This is a genomic window from Burkholderia sp. Tr-20390, assembly GCF_017104595.1.
In the GTDB taxonomy this organism is placed as follows: domain Bacteria; phylum Pseudomonadota; class Gammaproteobacteria; order Burkholderiales; family Burkholderiaceae; genus Burkholderia.
In genome coordinates this window covers 1-2,102 of the sequence record NZ_JAAGPC010000374.1, presented here as the reverse complement: position 1 = coordinate 2,102, position 2,102 = coordinate 1, and the positions used below count along the sequence as shown (strand labels likewise).

At 74.7% G+C, this 2,102-nt stretch carries 1 protein-coding gene; it reads right to left on the bottom strand.

The features are described 5' to 3' along the window. A partial coding sequence (locus G3N98_RS39005) for an AMP-binding protein (protein ID WP_206151098.1) occupies positions 1-2,102 on the bottom strand: 2,102 nt, incomplete at both ends.

The window sequence follows — 2,102 nt, the reverse complement described above, 5'->3', positions numbered from 1 at the left end:
CCGGTCGCGCACGACCTGCTGGCTGGCCTCCGCGTTGTCGCCGGGTGCCGCGTGCCGATCCCGCGGCAGCGCGACGTTGGCCGCCATCGGCGCGAAGTACGCGGCGCTCTCGCCCGCCGCCCGCGCGGCGGCAATGCGCGCGTCCAGCGCACGCAGATAGGCCGGGTACGCCAGCGTCGGCGCGGCCAGTGCCGGCGTCCGGCCGTTCGCATGCGCCGCATATGCGTGGGCCAGGTCGTCCAGCAGCACCGCCCAGCCATGGCTGTCCGCCACCAGCCCATGCACGACGAGCAGCAGCCGGTCGCCGGCCGCCCCGCACCGATAGTGCGCGATCCGGACCAGCGGCCCGTGCGCGAGATCGAAGCCCTGCTGCAGCGTCGTGCCGTGCGCGGCGATGAAGCGGGCCGCATCGTCCGCCGTGCCGAGGTCGTGGCTGCTGAAGCAGCGCTGCACGGCGTCCGCGTCCGCCGGCGCGATGCGGCCGGCCAGCGCGTGGGCATCGAATACGCAGCGCAGCCCCGGGTGCGCGTCGAGCAGCGAGCGGAACGCGGCCCGCAGCGCGTCGGCGTCGAGCGGCTGCGCCGCCTGAACGAGCAGCGAGCGGTTCCAGTGGTGCGCGTGCGGGCGCTGCAACACGCGCCGCTGATACGGCGTCAGCGGGAACCCGGACGCGTCGTCCGCCTCCGGCCGCACCGCCAGCGGTCGCAGGCAATCGGCCAGGTCCGCGAGGGTCGAGGTCGAGAAGAAGTCCTGAGGATCGACCGTCCAGCCCGCCCGGTTCAGTTGCGCGACGGCGCGCAACACCAGGATGGAGTCGCCGCCCAGCCCGAAGTAGTTGTCGTCCCGGCCGATCCGGTCCAGCCGCAGCACGTCGCGCAGCACCGCCAGCAGCGCGCGCAGCGGCGGCGCTTCGTCGCCGTCCGCGGCTTCGTCGGGCAGCACCGCCGTCGACACCCACTGGCGGTCGATCTTGTCACCGGACGTCTTGGGCAGCGACGGCACGATGGCCAGCGCATGCGGCACCAGGTGCGCCGGCGCCACGCGGCGCAACGCACGCAGCCGCGCGCGCGCCGCATCGCGTGGCGTGGCCGGCGCATCCGACGCGTCGGGACCCACGACGATGAACGCCTCCAGGCGCGGCGCCGGCGCATCGGGCCCGCTCGACAGCCGCACCGCCGCCTCGCGCACGCCGTCCTGGTCGAGCAGCAGCGCCTCCACCTCGGCCAGGTCGACGCGAATCCCGCGCACCTTGATCTGGCGATCGCTGCGGCCGAGGTAGACCGGTGCGCCGTCCGCGTCGCGACGCACGAGGTCGCCGGTGCGATACATGCGCGCGCCCGGCTGGCCGGCGAACGGATCGGGCAGGAAGGCGGCGGCCGTCTGCCCGGGCCGGCCCGGATAGCCGCTCGCGAGCGCACTGCCGCCCAGGTAGAGCTCGCCCCGGCACAGCGGCGGCACCGGTTGCAGGTGCGCGTCGAGCACATAGGCGGTGGTGCCGGGCAGCGGCGCGCCGATCGGCACGTCGCGTTCGTCCGGGCGCGCGGCGGCCGGCACGTCGTGCACGACGGACGTGATCACGCTTTCCGTCAGCCCGTACGCGTTCATCAGCGCCACGCGGCCGCCCGTCACGGCGCGCCATGCCTGCACCGCCGCGAGCGGCACCGTCTCGCTGCCCGTCACGACCAGGCGCAGCCGCGCCGGCAGCGCGGCCTCGCCGAGCCGGATCGCACGCACCCATTCGCGCCAGAACGACGCGGGCAGATTGAGCACGGTCGCGCGCCGCGCATCGAGCAGGCCGCTGAACGCACCGAGCGTCGGCCATGCCGCGCGGTCGAGCAACAGCAGGCAGGCGCCGGCGGACAGCGTCGTGAAAATCTCCTCGATCGACACATCGAACACGAGCGACGAGAACTGCACGACGCGGTCGTCGGCGGTCATCCGGTACGCGGCGCACAGCGCCTGGATCTTGTGCGCGACGGCCCGATGGCTGACGTCGACGCCCTTCGGCACGCCGGTCGAGCCGGACGTGAACAGCGTATAGGCGGCCTGCTGCGGATCGATGCACGCGGGCAGCGCGCCGGCGGGCGCGGCGCCCAGCGCGA